This window comes from Streptomyces sp. NPDC045678 (assembly GCF_056432085.1).
Window position 1 is genome coordinate 752,852 of sequence record NZ_JBWKJS010000002.1, and the last position, 14,621, is coordinate 767,472.

The window sequence follows — 14,621 nt, forward strand, 5'->3', positions numbered from 1 at the left end:
CCACACCTGCCTTGACCAGCAAAAACTCAGGTGAAGGACCTGCCTGTCAGCCTTCCTAGGAGACGCCCATGAAGATGCTGATCAACGTCGCGGAGACCGTCGTCGCTGATGCGCTGCGCGGGATGGCCACCGCTCATCCCGAGCTGACCATCGACGTCGAGAACCGTGTGATCGTACGCAGGGACGCTCCGGTGGCGGGGAAGGTCGCCCTGGTCTCGGGCGGCGGGTCCGGGCACGAGCCGTTGCACAGCGGGTTCGTGGGGCCGGGGATGCTGTCGGCTGCCCTGCCGGGCGAGGTGTTCACCTCGCCCGTGCCCGACCAGATGGTGCGGGCCGCGGCCGCCGTGGACAGCGGTGCGGGCGTGCTCTTCGTCGTGAAGAACTACACGGGTGACGTCCTCAACTTCGACATGGCCGCGGAGCTCGCCGAGGACGAGGGCATCCAGGTGGCGAAGGTGCTCGTCGACGACGACGTCGCCGTCACCGACAGCCTCTACACCGCGGGGCGGCGCGGTACCGGCGGCACGCTCTTCGTGGAGAAGCTCGCCGGAGCCGCCGCCGACGCGGGCCTGCCGTTGGAGCGGGTCGAGGCCGTCGCCCGGCGCGTCAACGAGAACACGCGCAGCTTCGGCGTCGCGCTCAGCGCGTGCAGTACGCCCGCCAAGGGCGGCCCCACCTTCGAACTGCCGCCGGGCGAGCTGGAGTTGGGCGTGGGGATCCACGGCGAGCCGGGGCGCGAGCGGCGCGCGATGATGACGTCCCGCGAGATCGCCGACTTCGCCGTGAACGCCGTGCTGGAGGATCTCGCGCCGCGCAACCCGGTCCTCCTCCTCGTCAACGGAATGGGCGGCACTCCCCTGCTCGAGCTGTACGGCTTCAACGCCGAGGTCCAGCGCGTCCTGGTCGAGCGGGGAGTCGCCGTGGCGCGCACCCTCGTCGGCAACTACGTCACCTCGCTCGACATGGCGGGCGCCTCGGTGACGCTCTGTCAGGTCGATGAGGAGACACTCCGGTTGTGGGACGCGCCGGTACGCACTCCTGCGCTGCGTTGGGGGTACTGACGCCGGCCCCGCTCCACCCCGGCATCGATCCGCATCCCGCAACGCAAGGAGGCTCCGTGCTCGACGCCCTCTTCTTCCGCCGCTGGCTGACGGCCACCGCCGCGGCCGTCGACCGTGAGGCGCAACGGCTCACGGAACTGGACTCGCCCATCGGCGACGCCGACCACGGCAGCAATCTGCGGCGCGGCTTCCTCGCCGTCGCGGCCGCCCTGGAGAAGGAGGTACCGGACACACCCGGCGCCGTCCTGACGCTGGCCGGACGGCAGTTGATCTCCACGGTCGGCGGTGCTTCCGGGCCCCTCTACGGAACGCTGCTGCGCCGCACCGGCAAGGACCTCGGCGACGCCCCCGAGGTCGACCCGGCACGGTTCGCCGAGGCGCTGCGCACCGGCGTCGACGCCGTGGCCGCGCTCGGCGGTGCCGCGCCCGGCGACAAGACGATGCTGGACGCGCTCGTCCCGGGCATCGACGCGCTCGACGGCTCCTTCGGCTCTTTCGGCACGGCGCGCGAGGCCGCGCTCCAGGGCGCCTTGGCGACGACTCCGCTCCAGGCGCGGAAGGGCCGCGCCAGCTACCTGGGCGAGCGGAGCATCGGACATCAGGACCCGGGCGCCACGTCTTCGGCGCTGCTCTTCGAGACCCTCGCGGAGACCGTGGACGGTAACGACGGCTCGCGGAAGGACAACCGTGACTGACGGCCCGCTGGTGGGCATCGTCCTCGTGTCGCACAGCGGGGCCGTCGCCGAGGCGGTCGCCGCGCTCGCCACCGGGCTCGCGGGCGGCGGCAGCACGGCGCCGGTGGCCGCCGCCGGGGGGACAGCGGACGGCGGTCTCGGCACCAGCGCGGAACTGATCTCGGCGGCGGCCGCACGCGTCGACGGCGGAGCCGGGGTCGCCGTCCTCACCGATCTCGGCAGCGCGGTCCTGACCGTGAAGGCCATGATCGCCGAGGGCGACGAACTTCCGGACGGCACACGCCTGGTGGACGCCCCGTTCGTCGAGGGCGCGGTGGCCGCGGTGGTGTCCGCGTCGGCAGGGGCCGACCTCGCCGCGGTCGAGGCGGCGGCAGCGGAGGCGTACACCTATCGGAAGGTGTGACGAGCGGTGACCAGGGGCGCCCAACGCCCCTGCACGGTGGGTCAGTTCCGTCGGCTTCAGTTCCGTGGGCGTCAGTCCGTGGGCGCCAGGCCCGTGGGCGTCAGTTCCGTCGTACGAGCTGCCTGGCCAGCTGGTCGCCCCGCGCGACCGCGGCCCGGTGGCTCTCGATCGGCTGCGCCTTGGGGCCCTTGAAGAGGATGTACGTGACCTCGGGGCCCGCGCCGCCCGTTCGCGGGTCGGGGTTGATGCCGAGCGCCCGGGCCGTGGCGTACGACGCCTCGCCGATGAGGTCCGTGGGGCCGGTGTCGCCCACGACGGCGTACTGGACCCGGTCGCGGTGGACGACGGCGGCGATCGTGCCGCCCGTGACGCCGTGCTCGGTGTGGTTCCAGCGGCGGCTCGCGCCGGGCACGACCACGTAGGGCAGGTTTTCCGCGTCCAGGTGGCGGCCGTCGGACTGCTGGAAGGCGGTGGCGGGCTGGAACAGCGGGTCGGTGCGGCGATTGCAGGCCTTGCCCGCGCGGCCGTCGCAGTCGATGTCCATGTCGGCCTTCCAGAAGACCGCGCCGCGCGTGGCGCAGACGGGGACGTCCGCGCGTGCGCCGTCGTCCGTGCGGTACTTGCCGCGTGAGACCTGTTCGCAGGACCGGGTCGCGGCAAGGAGGTCGGCGGCGCGGACCGTTCCCTCGTGGACCGCGCCCTGACGCGTCGTTCCCTCACGGATCGGTTCGGCCGCTGAACCCGGCGCCACGGGGAACGGCTTGACGTCCGGTTCGGCCGACGACTGCTGGGCCGCGGCGGCGTAACAGGCGGGGACGAGGAGAGCGGCTCCGGCGGCGACGGCCAAGGCCGTCTGTTTCTTGCGCATGGGAAAGGGCCTTTCGTAGGGGGACACCAAGGGCACGGTCACCAAGGGCACGGTCACCAAGGGCGCGGACACCGAGGGCACGGACACCGAGGTTCACGGACACCGAGGACGTCGGGGACAGCTGACGGCTCGAAAGCCACATATGCCAATTTGTGCACCGCCGTATGCCCCTTCCACCGATCACGGTCCGTACGGCGGACGCCCCACCCCTTGATGTGCCCCCGTCACCTGTGTCAAATAGGTCCGTACCAATGCCGTACCCATGCCGTACCCGTGCCGTCGAGTGGAAGGCAGCAGCACCGTGCGACGGATCCCCCGCCCGTCCGCCCATCCGGCCCCGATGGCCCTGCTCACCGTCATGGCCGCGACCGCCGCCGCTCTGGGCGGCTGCGCGTGGGGCGGCGACGGTGCCGAGGACAACAATCCCCCGGCGGCACCCCGCGGCCTCACCGTGCAGGCCGGCAGCTCCACCACCGCCCACGTCATGTGGAACCAGGCCACCGACGACACCGAAGTCACCGCGTACGAGGTGTACCGCGACGCCAAGAAGGTGAAGGAGGTGACGGGACGGGAGTCCATGGTGGACGTCGTCGGCCTCGAGCCGTCCGCCTCGTACCGCTTCACCGTCCGCGCCCGCGACGCCGAGGGGAACCTCAGCGAGGACAGCAAGCAGCTGACGGTCACGATGCCCGCCGCGGCCGCCGCCGACCGCAAGCCTCCGTCCCGGCCCGGGCGGCTGAAGGGCGAGGCCGCGGGGAGCCGGGCGGCGATGCTCTCCTGGGGGAAGTCGTCGGACGACAAGAAGGTCGCGTCGTACGAGGTCTTCCAGGGCGGCTCGAAGATCCACAGCGTGGGCGGGAACCAGACCGCGACGCTCGTGACCGGACTCCGGCCCGGCACCGACTACACGTTCACCGTCAAGGCGCGGGACGCCGCCGACAACTTCTCGCCCGCGAGCCGTGAGGTCCGCCTCAGGACCGCGGCGGGCAAGGACTCGGGGCGCGGCACCGCGCCGATCGGGTTCCGCGCGGACACGCACCGCGCCGACGGGGCGTACTACATCGACCTGGCGTGGACGCCGCCGCGCACCGGCGGGGCGGTGGCGGAGTACCAGATCCAGCTGGACGGGCGCACCACCACCTCCCTCGTCTTCGGCGGGACGGCACCGAGCGACAAGGCCGAGCACAGCTTCTACATCGGCAAGAAGGCCGGGGAACGGCACCGGGTGCGCATCCGCCCGAAGCTGCCGGACGGGACCTGGGGCGGCTACTCCCCCGAACGGACCGTCACCACGGGCTGACAGGGACGGACCGCCGACCGGGGCGGACCGCGGTCGGCGTACGCCTCAGGAAGGCCGGGGCCCGTGCGCCGCGGCCTCCCGTTCGCCCAGCAGAGCCGCCGCGCGCCGGCACCAGTCGCGGGACTCGCGCTCGAAGGCGAGACCGCGCAGGCATGTCAGATAGGGGCCGACGCGCTCGCCGGTGCGCAGGAACTCGTCCTCGTCGGCGGCGCCGCGCAGCCGCACGAGCAGCTTCTCCAGGACCTCGATCTTCGCGTCGGCGACCGCCGCCCTCTCCGTGAGCTGCTCGATCACCGGCCCGGCGGCCACGCCGTCGACGGCCTGCACCTTGACGAGCAGGTCGTCGCGGATGAAGGACGGCTTCGCGGCCCGTGCGGCGAACCGCTCCATCTCGGCGAGGCCCTCTTCGGTGACCCTGAACAGCCGCTTGTTGGGCCTCCCTTCCTGGACGACCTCGTGCCCGGCGACCAGGCCCTCCCTCTCCAGCTTGGCCAGCTCGGCGTAGAGCTGCTGGGGCAGCGCGTGCCAGAAGTTGGCCACGCCCATGTCGAAACCCTTGGCCAACTGGTATCCGCTGTACTCGCCGTCCAGCAGTGCCGCGAGCACCGCGTGCCGCAGAGCCATCTGTCGGGACCCCTTCCCTTTCGCCGCCCAGCGCCCTCATCATAGTCATCAATGTGACTAGTCAGATTGATGACTATGGAGGACCGCATGACCCGCACCCCGGACCGTACGACCCCCGTCCATCCCACCGCCGCGCGCTTCCGCGCTCTCGTCGAGCAGGGCGATCTCGATGCCCTGGAGGAGTTGTTCACTCCGGAGGTCCGGCTCTACAGCCCGGTCAAGTTCACGCCCTTCGAGGGGCGGCCCATGGTCCTCGCGCTCTTCGGCGTGCTGCTGCGCACGTTCGAGGACTTCCGGTACGTGGGTGCGTACGCGGGTGAGGCGCAGACCAGTGTCGACGGCACGGAGGCCGAGTCGAACGTGCTGCTGTTCCGCACCACCGTGAACGGCAAGGAGATCCACGGCATCGACCTGCTGCACTTCGACGAGGAAGGGAGGATCAAGGAGTTCACCGTGATGGTGCGTCCGCAGTCGGCGGTGCAGACGCTCGGGCAGGCGGTCCACGAGGGACTCGTCGCGGCCGGTCTGGCCCCGGCCCCCCGGTGACGCGTCTGCGCCGGACGAAGGATTCCGTCACCTGCCCGGCGGCCGTCCGCATGCGGTCCCCGCCCGCGCCGCGTTGGCTCTTCGTCAGGTAGCACGGGCCGTTCCCCGACTCCGGCGGCGCATGGGTTGTACCGCCTCCCGTGCACCGGAGGGCAGACTCATGCGTACCACTCAGATATGCGTCCGTACCGGCCTGATCGCCACCGCCGCGTCGCTGCCGCTGCTCCTGGCCGCGCCGTCGGCGTCCGCTGCCGGCGACCTCACCGTCACCGCCACCGGTTCCACCGTGCGGGCCACCACCGGCGTGTGCACCGACGGCGGCACGGCCTCGCTGATGAACCCCGCCCATGCCAGCTTCGCCGGAGGTCAACAGGCGGAGCTGGTCAACGGCACCGCGACGTGGCAGAACGTCGGCGCCGGCTCCTACACCGTGCTCGTCTCCTGCAAGGACGGCACGTCGGTCGGGCCGCAGACCGTCACCGTCGGCGCCGCGCCGACGACCTCCTCGACGACCGCGCCCGCGCGCGGCGTCCGTGGCGGGCTCGGCGGCGGCACCGAGGACCGGGGCACGCTGACGCTGGTCGGCGGCGGGACCCTGGTGGCCGCGGCGGCGGCCGGCGGCGTCTGGTACCTGCGCCGTCGCGCCGCGGCCGGCCGCACCTGACGGGCGTCGGGACCACGACCGCCAGGACGCCACCGACTGCCGCCCGTCCGCCACCACCGCGGGTGGGCGGCAGCCGCATGCCGGGACACCGTCGTCCGCGCGCCCCGAGGCACCCTTGCCCGCCCCACCGAACCGACTTACCGTCCTCCCAGCCGACAGGGAGGGCGCGTTCATGCCACGACCGCTCAGCGTTCAGCTCTACACCGTGCGCGATCAGCTCGTCGCCGACCGGGAGGGGACGCTGCGCCGCCTCGCCGGTCTCGGGTTCGACGCCGTGGAGGCGTACGACGTGCTCGGCGATCCGAAGGGGCTGCGGCGGATCGTCGACGACCTCGGACTCACCGTCTCCGGCACGCACGCCGTGCAACTGCTCGGCCCGGACCCGGGCCCCGTCCTCGACGCGGTGGCGACGCTCGGCACCGACCTGGCGATCGTTCCCGCGGGCATCCCGCCCGAGGAGTTCACCTCGCGCGACGGCCTCGCGCGGGCCGCCGACCGCCTCAACTCCCTTGCGGACGTGGCCGGTCGGTACGGCATACGCATCGGATACCACAACCACTGGTGGGAGATCGAGCCCCGCTTCGACGACGGAGAAGCGGGGCTCCTGCACGCCGTCGACCTGCTCGCCGAACTGCTGGACCCCACCGTGTTCCTGGAGGTCGACACCTACTGGGCCGCGGTCGGCGGCGCCGACGTCCCGGCACTCCTGAAGCGGCTCGGCGACCGCGTACGGGCCCTGCACCTCAAGGACGGGCCCGGCACGAAGGAGGACCCGAACGTGGCGGTCGGCGGCGGCACCATGCCGGTGCCGGAGATCCTCGCCGCCGCGCCGGACGCCTGGCGCGTCGTCGAGTTCGACTCCTGCGCCGGCGACGCCGACACCCTCTTCGACGAGCTCTCCGCCAGCCGCACCTACCTCGCCTCCCTGGCGGCGGCATGACCTCGGCACCCGTCGGCCCCGTCGGCGTCGCCGTCATCGGCGCCGGTGTCATCAGCGCCCAGTACCTGCGTACGTTGAGCCGGTTCCCGGACGTCCGGATCCTGGCCGTCGCCGACCTCGACGAGGAGCGCGCCGCCGCCGTGGCCCGCACCCACGGCATACCCGTGTCGGGCGGCCCCGCGGACGTATTCGCCCTGCCCGACGTCGAACTCGTCGTCAACCTGACCGTGCCGGCCGCCCACGCGCAGGTGGCCACCGCCGCCCTGCGCGCCGGGAAGCACGTCTACGGCGAGAAGCCCATCACGCTCGTCCCCACGGAGGCGGAGAAGCTGCTCGCCGAGGCGTCCGAGCGCGGACTCCTCGTCGGCAACGCGCCGGACACGTTCCTCGGCGCGGGACTGCAGTCGGCACTGCGGGCCGTCGCGGCCGGGCACATCGGCGCTCCCGTGGCGGCGACGACGGTCACCCAGGGCCTCGGGCCCGAGGCGTGGCACCCCGATCCCGCGTTCTTCTACCAGCCGGGCGCGGGACCGCTCTTCGACCTCGGCCCGTACTACCTGACCTCGCTCGTCGCCTTGTTCGGCAGCGTGGAGCAGGTGGCCGCGACGGCGGCGCGCGCCCGCGAGGAGCGGGTCGTCGGGTCGGGGCCGAAGGCGGGCCGGACCTTTCCCGTCGACGTACCGACGCACGTGTCGTCGCTCCTGCGGTTCGCCTCGGGCGTGCGGGCCGACTCGACGTTCAGTTTCGACTCGGCTCTCCCCCGCATCCGTTTCGAGATCACCGGGACCGACGGCACGCTCTCCGTGCCCGATCCGAACACGTTCGGCGGGCCGCTGAAGCTGCTCCCGAACGGCTCCGGCACGTGGCGCGAGCTGCCCGTGCGGGGGCGGACGGACGGGCGCGGCCTCGGTGTGGTCGACATGGCACGGGCCGTGCGCGGCGGCGGGCCCCACCGGGCGTCCGGCGCGCTCGCGCTGCACGTGCTGCAGACGATGACGGCGATCACGCACTCCGCGCACCGGGCGGAGTTCGTGCCGCTCGCCGCGCAGATCGTGCCGCCCGAGCCGCTGCCGGAGGACTGGGACCCCGAGGAGCCGACCCTGGGAAGCGGAAGCCGCACCACCTGATGACGCTACGGCGCCTCCAGCTCGTCGATCGTGCGCGTGAGCCACTGCGTCCAGAACGTCTCCAGGTCGATGCCCGCGCGCAGCACCACATGGCGCAGCCGGTCCTCGACGGCGTCCTTGCCGGGCGGGAAGTCCCGCTTCTCGATCTCCTCGTACTCGGCCAACTGCCGCCGGTGGAGGTCGAGATGGCGGTGCAGGTCCTCCTGGATGCCCTGCGTGCCGACGACCGCGGCGGCGCGCAGGCGCAGCAGGAGGGTGTCGCGCAGCGGCTTGGGGTCCTGGCTCGCCGCCGTCCAGCGGGCCAGCTCCTCGCGGCCCGCCGGCAGCACCTCGTACTCCTTCTTCTGCCCGCGTGTCACGCCCTGCCGCGGCAGGGCGCGGATGGCGCCGTCCCGCTCCAGCCTGCCCAGCTCGCGGTAGATCTGCTGGTGCGTGGCCGACCAGAAGTAGCCGATCGACTTGTCGAACCTGCGCGTCAGTTCGAGGCCGGACGAGGGCTTCTCCAGGAGGGCGGTGAGGATCGCGTGCGGGAGTGACATGGGGCAATCCTAGGGACGGCGGTACGCGCCGCAGGGCCGCCTCACAGCGCGGCGGCCAGCTCCGTCCCCTGCTTGATGGCGCGCTTGGCGTCCAGTTCGGCGGCCACGTCCGCGCCGCCGATGAGGTGCGCGGCGACCCCGGCCGCGACGAGTTCCTCGTACAGGTCGCGGCGCGGCTCCTGGCCGGAGCAGAGCACGACGGTGTCGACCGGAATGACGGACGACTCGCCGTCGACGGTGATGTGCAGGCCCGCGTCGTCGATCAGGTCGTAGCTGACGCCCGCCACCATCGCGACGCCGCGGTGGCGCAGTTCGGTGCGGTGGATCCAGCCCGTGGTCTTGCCGAGGCCCTTGCCGACCTTGGACGTCTTGCGCTGCAACAGGTGGACGGTGCGCGGCGGGGTGGGCCGCTCGGGCTTCGTCAGGCCGCCGCGTTCGCGGTAGTCCATGTCGACGCCCCACTGCCGGAAGTACGTCGCCGGGTCCAGGCTCGCCTTCTCGCCGCCGTCGGTGAGGAACTCGGCGACGTCGAAGCCGATGCCGCCCGCGCCGACGATCGCGACCCGCTCCCCCACGGGCGCCTCGTCGCGCAGCACGTCGAGGTAGCCGACGACGCTGGGGTGGTCGATGCCGGGAATCTCGGGGGTGCGCGGGGTGACGCCTGCGGCGACGACCACCTCGTCGAAGGCGTCCCCCGCGAGGTCGTCCGCGGTGACGACGGTGTTCAGCCTGACGGTGACGCCGCGCAGGTCGAGCTGGGTGCGGAAGTAGCGCAGGGTCTCGTCGAACTCCTCCTTGCCGGGGATCTTCCTGGCGACGTTGAGCTGGCCGCCGATCTCGTCGGCGGCGTCGAAGAGGGTGACGTCGTGGCCGCGTTCGGCGGCGGAGACGGCGAAGGCGAGACCGGCGGGTCCCGCGCCGACCACGGCGAGGCGCTTCTTGGTGCGGGTGGGCGAGAGCACGAGCTCGGTCTCGTGGCAGGCGCGCGGGTTCACCAGGCAGGAGGTGATCTGCAGGTTGAAGGTGTGGTCCAGGCAGGCCTGGTTGCAGCCGATGCAGGTGTTGATGGCCTCGGGCCGCTCGTCCTTCGCCTTGTTGACGAAGTCGGGGTCGGCGAGCAGCGGGCGCGCGAGGGACACCATGTCGGCGGCGCCGTCGGCCAGCAACTGCTCGGCGATCTCGGGGGTGTTGATGCGGTTGACGGTCACGAGCGGTACGGAGACCTCGCCCATGAGCTTCTTCGTCACGAAGCTGTACGCGCCGCGCGGCACGGACGTGGCGATGGTGGGGATGCGCGCCTCGTGCCAGCCGATGCCGGTGTTGATGATGGTGGCGCCCGCCGCCTCTATCTCCTTGGCGAGGTGGACGACCTCTTCGAGGGTCGAACCGCCGGGGACGAGGTCCAGCATGGACAGGCGGTAGATGATGATGAAGTCGGCGCCGACGCGCTCGCGGGTGCGGCGGACGATCTCGACGGGGAAGCGGATGCGGTTCTCGTAGCTGCCGCCCCAGCGGTCGGTGCGCCGGTTGGTGGGGGCCGCGATGAACTCGTTGATCAGGTAGCCCTCGGAGCCCATGACCTCGACGCCGTCGTAGCCGGCGGACTTGGCGAGCTCGGCGGCGCGCACGAAGTCCTCGACGGTCTGCTCGACCTCGTCGTCGGTGAGCTCGCGGGGCACGAAGGGGCTGATCGGCGCCTGGAGCGGGCTCGGGGCGACCAGCTTGTCGTGGTAGGCGTACCGCCCGAAGTGGAGGATCTGCATCGCGATCTTCCCGCCCTCGGCGTGCACGGCGGCGGTGATCGCCTCGTGCTCCTTCGCCTCGGCGTCGGTCGTCAGCTTGGCGCCGCCGTCCCAGGGGCGGCCGAGCTCGTTCGGGGCGATGCCGCCGGTGACGATGAGGCCGACGCCGCCGCGCGCGCGGGTCGCGTAGAACTCCGCCATCCGCTCGAAGCCGTTCGGGGCCTCTTCGAGGCCCACGTGCATGGAGCCCATGAGGACCCGGTTGGGCAGGGTGGTGAAGCCCAGGTCGAGCGGGTTCAGCAGGTTCGGGTAACGGCTCATGCGGCCCCTCCGTACGCGGTGTCTACAGGACAGTTGTAGACCAGCCCGAGGCAGTTATGCAACTAGTTGCATAACTGGTGAGCAGCGTCTCCTCGTGGCCCCCCGTGGACAGGGAAGCCCGCAGTGCGATGTCCGAATCCCGCCAGCCCCGCCCTCGCGCGCGACGCAGACTGGAGACAGGAACCGAACGCTTGAGGAGAGTCCGATGACGGTCTACGCGACGATCGACAGCCCGCTGGGCGAGCTGCTGCTGGTGGGCGAGGAGTCGGCCACCGCGAAGGGCGGCACCGCACTGGTCTCGCTGTCCGTGCCGGGCCAGAAGGGCGGCGCCGTCGTCCGGGACGGCTGGGTCCGCGACGACGCGGCGTTCGACGCGGTCACCGCGCAGCTGCGCGCGTACTTCGCCGGGAGCCTCACCCACTTCGACATCGAGTACGCCGCCGGGGCGGGCACCGAGTTCCAGCGCAAGGTCTGGGACGCCCTCGACACGGTCCCCTACGGCACCACGACCACCTACGGACGGCTCGCCGAACGCCTCGGCCTCTCGCGCGCCGCGGTCCGCGCCCTCGGCACCGCCGTCGGACGCAACCCGCTCCTCGTCGTCCGCCCCTGCCACCGCGTCATCGGCGCCGACGGCTCCCTGACCGGATACGCGGGCGGCCTGGAGCGCAAGCGGCTGCTCCTCGACCTGGAGGCGGCGTGACCCTCACCGGTCCCCGCCGAGACCGCTCACCCGCAGCGTGATGTTCAGCCGCCCGGTCAGCCCGAGGTCGGGCGGCGAGGTGCCGGGGAGCACTCGCGGCACCCCGTGGTACGCGAGACGCGAGGCGCCGCCGAACACCACCAGGTCGCCGCTGCGCAGCTCGACGTCCGTGTAGGGCTTCGTGCGCGTCTCCGTGTTGCCGAAGCGGAAGACACCCGTGTCCCCGAGGCTCAGGGACACCACCGCGGCTCCCGACTTCTCGTCGCTGTCGCGGTGCATGCCCATCCGCGCGTCGGCGTCGTAGAAGTTGACGAGAGCGATGTCGTACGGCTCCTCGACGTCATGGCCCGCGGCCTCGGCGGCCCGCAGGCCCAGCTCGGCGAGCCACGGCGGCATCGGCTTCACCGGGGCGCCGTCCCCGTCGACGACGGTGCGCGCGTACCCGTACGGGTACCAGTGCCACCCCAGGCAGACCTGCCGCGCCGTCATCGCGCCGCCGCCGGGCGTCTGGACCAGGCGCAGCCCGGCGGGCGGCCGGGCCCACTCCCGGCACGCCTGGAGGAGGCGCAGCTGCGCCTCCGGCCCCAGCCAGTCGGGCAGGTGCACCGCCCCCGGGGCGAGGACGGTGCGGGCCCGCGGAAACAGCTCGTTCAGTACGGCCACGTCCAGTCGGCGACCTCGGGAAGGTCCGTGCCGTACTCGCGGATCCAGGCGTGGTGGCGCGTGCGGGCGTCGGCCATCGCCTGGCGCACCGCCGTCGCGCGCACGGCCAGGCCCGGGACGCGGTCGACGACGTCCATGACGAGGCGGAACCGGTCGAGGTTGTTGCGCACGACCATGTCGAAGGGGGTCGTGGTCGTGCCCGCCTCCGTGTAGCCGCGTACGTGCAGGTTGGCGTGGCCGGTACGGCGGTAGGCGAGGCGGTGGATCAGCCACGGGTAGCCGTGGTACGCGAAGATCACCGGCTTGTCGCGGGTGAAGAGCGCGTCGAACTCGGAGTCGGCCATGCCGTGCGGGTGCTCCTCGCGCGGCATCAGTCGGGCGATGTCGACGACGTTGACGACGCGCACGGTGAGCTCGGGCAGATGCTCGCGCAACAGGGCGGCGGCGGCGAGCACTTCCTGCGTGGGCACGTCACCGGCGCAGGCGAGGACCACATCCGGCTCGCGCGTGCCCTGCTCCGTCCCCGCCCACTCCCAGACGCCCGCCCCGCGCGCGCAGTGGGCGCGGGCCTCGTCGAGGGAGAGCCAGTCGAAGCAGGGCTGCTTGCCGGCGACGACGACGTTGACGTAGTCACGGCTGTGCAGCACGTGCTCGGTGACGGAGAGCAGGGTGTTGGCGTCCGGCGGGAGATAGACGCGTACGACATGGGGGCTCTTGTTCAGCACATGGTCGACGAAGCCCGGGTCCTGGTGCGAGAAGCCGTTGTGGTCCTGCCGCCACACATGTGAGGTGAGCAGGTAGTTCAGCGACGGCACGGGTGCACGCCACGGCAGCGCGCGCGAGGTCTTCAGCCACTTGATGTGCTGGTTGACCATCGAGTCGACGATGTGGACGAACGCTTCGTAGCAGGAGAACAGGCCGTGGCGGCCGGTGAGCGTGTATCCCTCCAGCCAGCCCTGGCAGAGGTGCTCGGAGAGGACCTCCATGACGCGGCCGTCGCGTGCGAGGTGCTCGTCCGTGTCGAGGGTCCGGTCCTGCCAGATCTTGCCGGTGACGTCGTACAGCGCGCCGAGCCGGTTGGACTCGGTCTCGTCCGGGCCCACGACCCGGAAGTCCCTGCGCTCCGCGGTGTCCGCCATGACCTGCGCGAGGAGGGCGCCCGCGATCCGGGTCGGCTCGTGCAGCGTCGTGCCCGGCTTGTCGACGGTGACGGCGAACCGTTCGAGCGGCGGGACGGGCAGCTCGCGGGTGAGCCTGCCGCCGTTGGCGTGCGGGGTGGCGCCGAGCCTGCGCTCGCCCTCGGGGACGCAGGACACGACCTGCTCGGTCGGGCGGCCCTCGGCGTCGAAGAGCTCACCGGGCCGGTACGAGCGCAGCCACTCCTCCAACTGCCGCAGGTGGTCCGGGTTCTCGCGGACCCCGGACAGCGGCACCTGGTGCGCACGCCAGGTGTTCTCGACGGGCACGCCGTCCACGGCCGCGGGGCCGGTCCAGCCCTTGGGGGTACGCAGCACGATGACCGGCCAGGGTTCGCGGCCCTGGGCCCCGTCGCCGCTCCGGGCTGCCTCCTGGATGGCCCCGATGCGGTCGAGCGCCCGGTCCATCGCGGCGGCCATCGCCTGGTGCATCTCGTGCGGCTCGTCACCGGCGACATAGATCGGCTGGTGTCCGTAGCCCTTGAGGAGCGCGTCGAGCTCGGCTTCGGGGAGCCGGGCCAGCACGGTCGGGTTGGCGATCTTGTAGCCGTTGAGGTGGAGGATCGGCAGGACCGCGCCGTCGTGCGCGGGGTCGTGGAACTTGTTGCAGTGCCAGGAGGCGGCGAGCGGTCCCGTCTCGGCCTCGCCGTCGCCGATCACGCAGGCGACCAGGAGGTCCGGGTTGTCCAGGGCGGCTCCGTAGGCGTGCGCGAGCGAGTAGCCGAGCTCGCCGCCCTCGTGGATCGATCCCGGCGTCTCGGGCGCCACGTGGCTGGGCACACCGCCGGGGAAGGAGAACTGGCGGAACAGCTTCGCCATGCCCTCCGCGTCCCGTGTGATGTCCGGGTACGTCTGCGTGTAACTGCCCTCGAGCCAGGAGTTGGCGAGCACGGCGGGCCCGCCGTGGCCCGGTCCCCACACGCACAGCGCGTCCAGATCCCGTTCCTGGATGACGCGGTTGAGGTGGGTGTGGACGAAGTTGAGACCGGGTGAGGTGCCCCAGTGCCCGAGCAGGCGCGGCTTGATGTGCTCGGGCCGCAGGGGCTCGGTCAGCAGGGCGTTGCTCATCAGGTAGATCTGGCCGACGGCCAGATAGTTGGCGGCGCGCCAGTGGGCGTCCAGTGCCGCCAGGCGGTCCTTCGCCACGGGTGCCACAAGGTCCTCCTCGCAGGTTCGGTGCGTACGGCTGCAGTCAAGGGTGTCCCGCGGGTTCCACGGGAACGGCGGGT

General features: G+C 72.1%; 15 protein-coding genes. 9 read left to right on the forward strand and 6 right to left on the reverse strand.

The annotated features are described in order from the left end of the window. Positions 1-68 precede the first annotated feature (68 nt). The 3 genes from dhaK to AC07DO_RS09835 are packed head-to-tail and all read left to right on the forward strand — an operon-like array spanning position 69 to position 2,159. Positions 69-1,061: a dihydroxyacetone kinase subunit DhaK gene (gene dhaK / locus AC07DO_RS09825; RefSeq protein ID WP_479058218.1), complete on the forward strand. Its 993-nt coding sequence runs from the start codon at positions 69-71 to the stop codon at positions 1,059-1,061. A gap of 56 nt (positions 1,062-1,117) precedes the next feature. Beyond that, positions 1,118-1,756 (forward strand): dihydroxyacetone kinase subunit DhaL, encoded by a 639-nt coding sequence (gene dhaL / locus AC07DO_RS09830; RefSeq protein ID WP_479058220.1) that lies wholly within the window; start codon positions 1,118-1,120, stop codon positions 1,754-1,756. After that, positions 1,749-2,159: a PTS sugar transporter subunit IIA domain-containing protein gene (locus AC07DO_RS09835; RefSeq protein ID WP_479058221.1), complete on the forward strand. Its 411-nt coding sequence runs from the start codon at positions 1,749-1,751 to the stop codon at positions 2,157-2,159. Before dhaL ends, AC07DO_RS09835 begins: the two co-directional genes overlap by 8 nt. 100 nt (positions 2,160-2,259) lie before the next feature. Here the strand turns inward: AC07DO_RS09835 and AC07DO_RS09840 are convergent, their stop codons facing one another. Then, entirely contained in the window at positions 2,260-3,027 is a 768-nt protein-coding gene (locus tag AC07DO_RS09840; RefSeq protein WP_479058222.1) for a glycoside hydrolase family 75 protein, read from the reverse strand. A gap of 301 nt (positions 3,028-3,328) precedes the next feature. Between AC07DO_RS09840 and AC07DO_RS09845 the strand changes: the two genes are divergently transcribed. After that, on the forward strand, positions 3,329-4,327 hold the full coding sequence (locus AC07DO_RS09845; RefSeq protein WP_479058223.1) for a fibronectin type III domain-containing protein: 999 nt from the start codon (positions 3,329-3,331) through the stop codon (positions 4,325-4,327). A 45-nt stretch (positions 4,328-4,372) separates the two neighbouring features. On the opposite strand, the gene AC07DO_RS09850 is transcribed toward AC07DO_RS09845, so the two are convergent. Then, positions 4,373-4,951, reverse strand: a complete 579-nt coding sequence (locus tag AC07DO_RS09850; RefSeq protein ID WP_479058225.1) for a PadR family transcriptional regulator — start codon at positions 4,949-4,951, stop codon at positions 4,373-4,375. 87 nt (positions 4,952-5,038) lie between these two features. Here AC07DO_RS09850 and AC07DO_RS09855 point away from each other — a divergent pair, with 87 nt between their 5' ends. The 4 genes from AC07DO_RS09855 to AC07DO_RS09870 all read left to right on the forward strand — a co-directional run bounded on the left by AC07DO_RS09855 (position 5,039) and on the right by AC07DO_RS09870 (position 8,228). Then, positions 5,039-5,497 (forward strand): nuclear transport factor 2 family protein, encoded by a 459-nt coding sequence (locus AC07DO_RS09855; protein ID WP_479058226.1) that lies wholly within the window; start codon positions 5,039-5,041, stop codon positions 5,495-5,497. Between the two features lie 160 nt (positions 5,498-5,657). Beyond that, a complete protein-coding gene (locus AC07DO_RS09860; protein WP_479058227.1) occupies positions 5,658-6,161 on the forward strand; it encodes a hypothetical protein in 504 nt (167 codons plus the stop codon). 172 nt (positions 6,162-6,333) lie between these two features. Then, entirely contained in the window at positions 6,334-7,101 is a 768-nt protein-coding gene (locus tag AC07DO_RS09865; protein ID WP_479058229.1) for a sugar phosphate isomerase/epimerase family protein, read from the forward strand. Beyond that, a complete protein-coding gene (locus AC07DO_RS09870) occupies positions 7,098-8,228 on the forward strand; it encodes a Gfo/Idh/MocA family protein (protein ID WP_479058230.1) in 1,131 nt (376 codons plus the stop codon). Before AC07DO_RS09865 ends, AC07DO_RS09870 begins: the two co-directional genes overlap by 4 nt. A gap of 5 nt (positions 8,229-8,233) precedes the next feature. On the opposite strand, the gene AC07DO_RS09875 is transcribed toward AC07DO_RS09870, so the two are convergent. Both AC07DO_RS09875 and AC07DO_RS09880 read right to left on the reverse strand, forming a co-directional pair. Then, a complete protein-coding gene (locus tag AC07DO_RS09875; protein WP_479058232.1) occupies positions 8,234-8,767 on the reverse strand; it encodes a PadR family transcriptional regulator in 534 nt (177 codons plus the stop codon). A gap of 41 nt (positions 8,768-8,808) precedes the next feature. Further along, a complete protein-coding gene (locus tag AC07DO_RS09880; RefSeq protein WP_479058234.1) occupies positions 8,809-10,830 on the reverse strand; it encodes an oxidoreductase in 2,022 nt (673 codons plus the stop codon). Between the two features lie 205 nt (positions 10,831-11,035). Here AC07DO_RS09880 and AC07DO_RS09885 point away from each other — a divergent pair, with 205 nt between their 5' ends. Continuing rightward, positions 11,036-11,533 (forward strand): methylated-DNA--[protein]-cysteine S-methyltransferase, encoded by a 498-nt coding sequence (locus AC07DO_RS09885; protein ID WP_479058235.1) that lies wholly within the window; start codon positions 11,036-11,038, stop codon positions 11,531-11,533. 3 nt (positions 11,534-11,536) lie between these two features. Here the strand turns inward: AC07DO_RS09885 and AC07DO_RS09890 are convergent, their stop codons facing one another. Further along, positions 11,537-12,196 carry an alpha-ketoglutarate-dependent dioxygenase AlkB family protein gene (locus AC07DO_RS09890; protein WP_479058237.1) on the reverse strand — a complete coding sequence of 220 codons (660 nt, stop codon included), beginning with the start codon at positions 12,194-12,196 and terminating at the stop codon, positions 11,537-11,539. Beyond that, positions 12,184-14,547 carry a phosphoketolase family protein gene (locus AC07DO_RS09895; RefSeq protein WP_479058238.1) on the reverse strand — a complete coding sequence of 788 codons (2,364 nt, stop codon included), beginning with the start codon at positions 14,545-14,547 and terminating at the stop codon, positions 12,184-12,186. The genes AC07DO_RS09890 and AC07DO_RS09895 overlap by 13 nt, the downstream gene beginning before the upstream one ends. Positions 14,548-14,621 lie beyond the last annotated feature (74 nt).

Excerpts from the sequence above, each read along its gene's own strand:
- AC07DO_RS09885 (WP_479058235.1), top strand. The coding sequence starts at position 11,036 with ATGACGGTCTACGCGACGATCGACAGCCCGCTGGGCGAGCTGCTGCTG.
- AC07DO_RS09860 (WP_479058227.1), top strand. The coding sequence starts at position 5,658 with ATGCGTACCACTCAGATATGCGTCCGTACCGGCCTGATCGCCACCGCC.
- AC07DO_RS09855 (WP_479058226.1), top strand. The coding sequence starts at position 5,039 with ATGACCCGCACCCCGGACCGTACGACCCCCGTCCATCCCACCGCCGCG.
- AC07DO_RS09875 (WP_479058232.1), bottom strand. The coding sequence starts at position 8,767 with ATGTCACTCCCGCACGCGATCCTCACCGCCCTCCTGGAGAAGCCCTCG.
- AC07DO_RS09865 (WP_479058229.1), top strand. The coding sequence starts at position 6,334 with ATGCCACGACCGCTCAGCGTTCAGCTCTACACCGTGCGCGATCAGCTC.
- AC07DO_RS09880 (WP_479058234.1), bottom strand. The coding sequence starts at position 10,830 with ATGAGCCGTTACCCGAACCTGCTGAACCCGCTCGACCTGGGCTTCACC.
- dhaK (WP_479058218.1), top strand. The coding sequence starts at position 69 with ATGAAGATGCTGATCAACGTCGCGGAGACCGTCGTCGCTGATGCGCTG.
- AC07DO_RS09840 (WP_479058222.1), bottom strand. The coding sequence starts at position 3,027 with ATGCGCAAGAAACAGACGGCCTTGGCCGTCGCCGCCGGAGCCGCTCTC.
- AC07DO_RS09850 (WP_479058225.1), bottom strand. The coding sequence starts at position 4,951 with ATGGCTCTGCGGCACGCGGTGCTCGCGGCACTGCTGGACGGCGAGTAC.
- AC07DO_RS09870 (WP_479058230.1), top strand. The coding sequence starts at position 7,098 with ATGACCTCGGCACCCGTCGGCCCCGTCGGCGTCGCCGTCATCGGCGCC.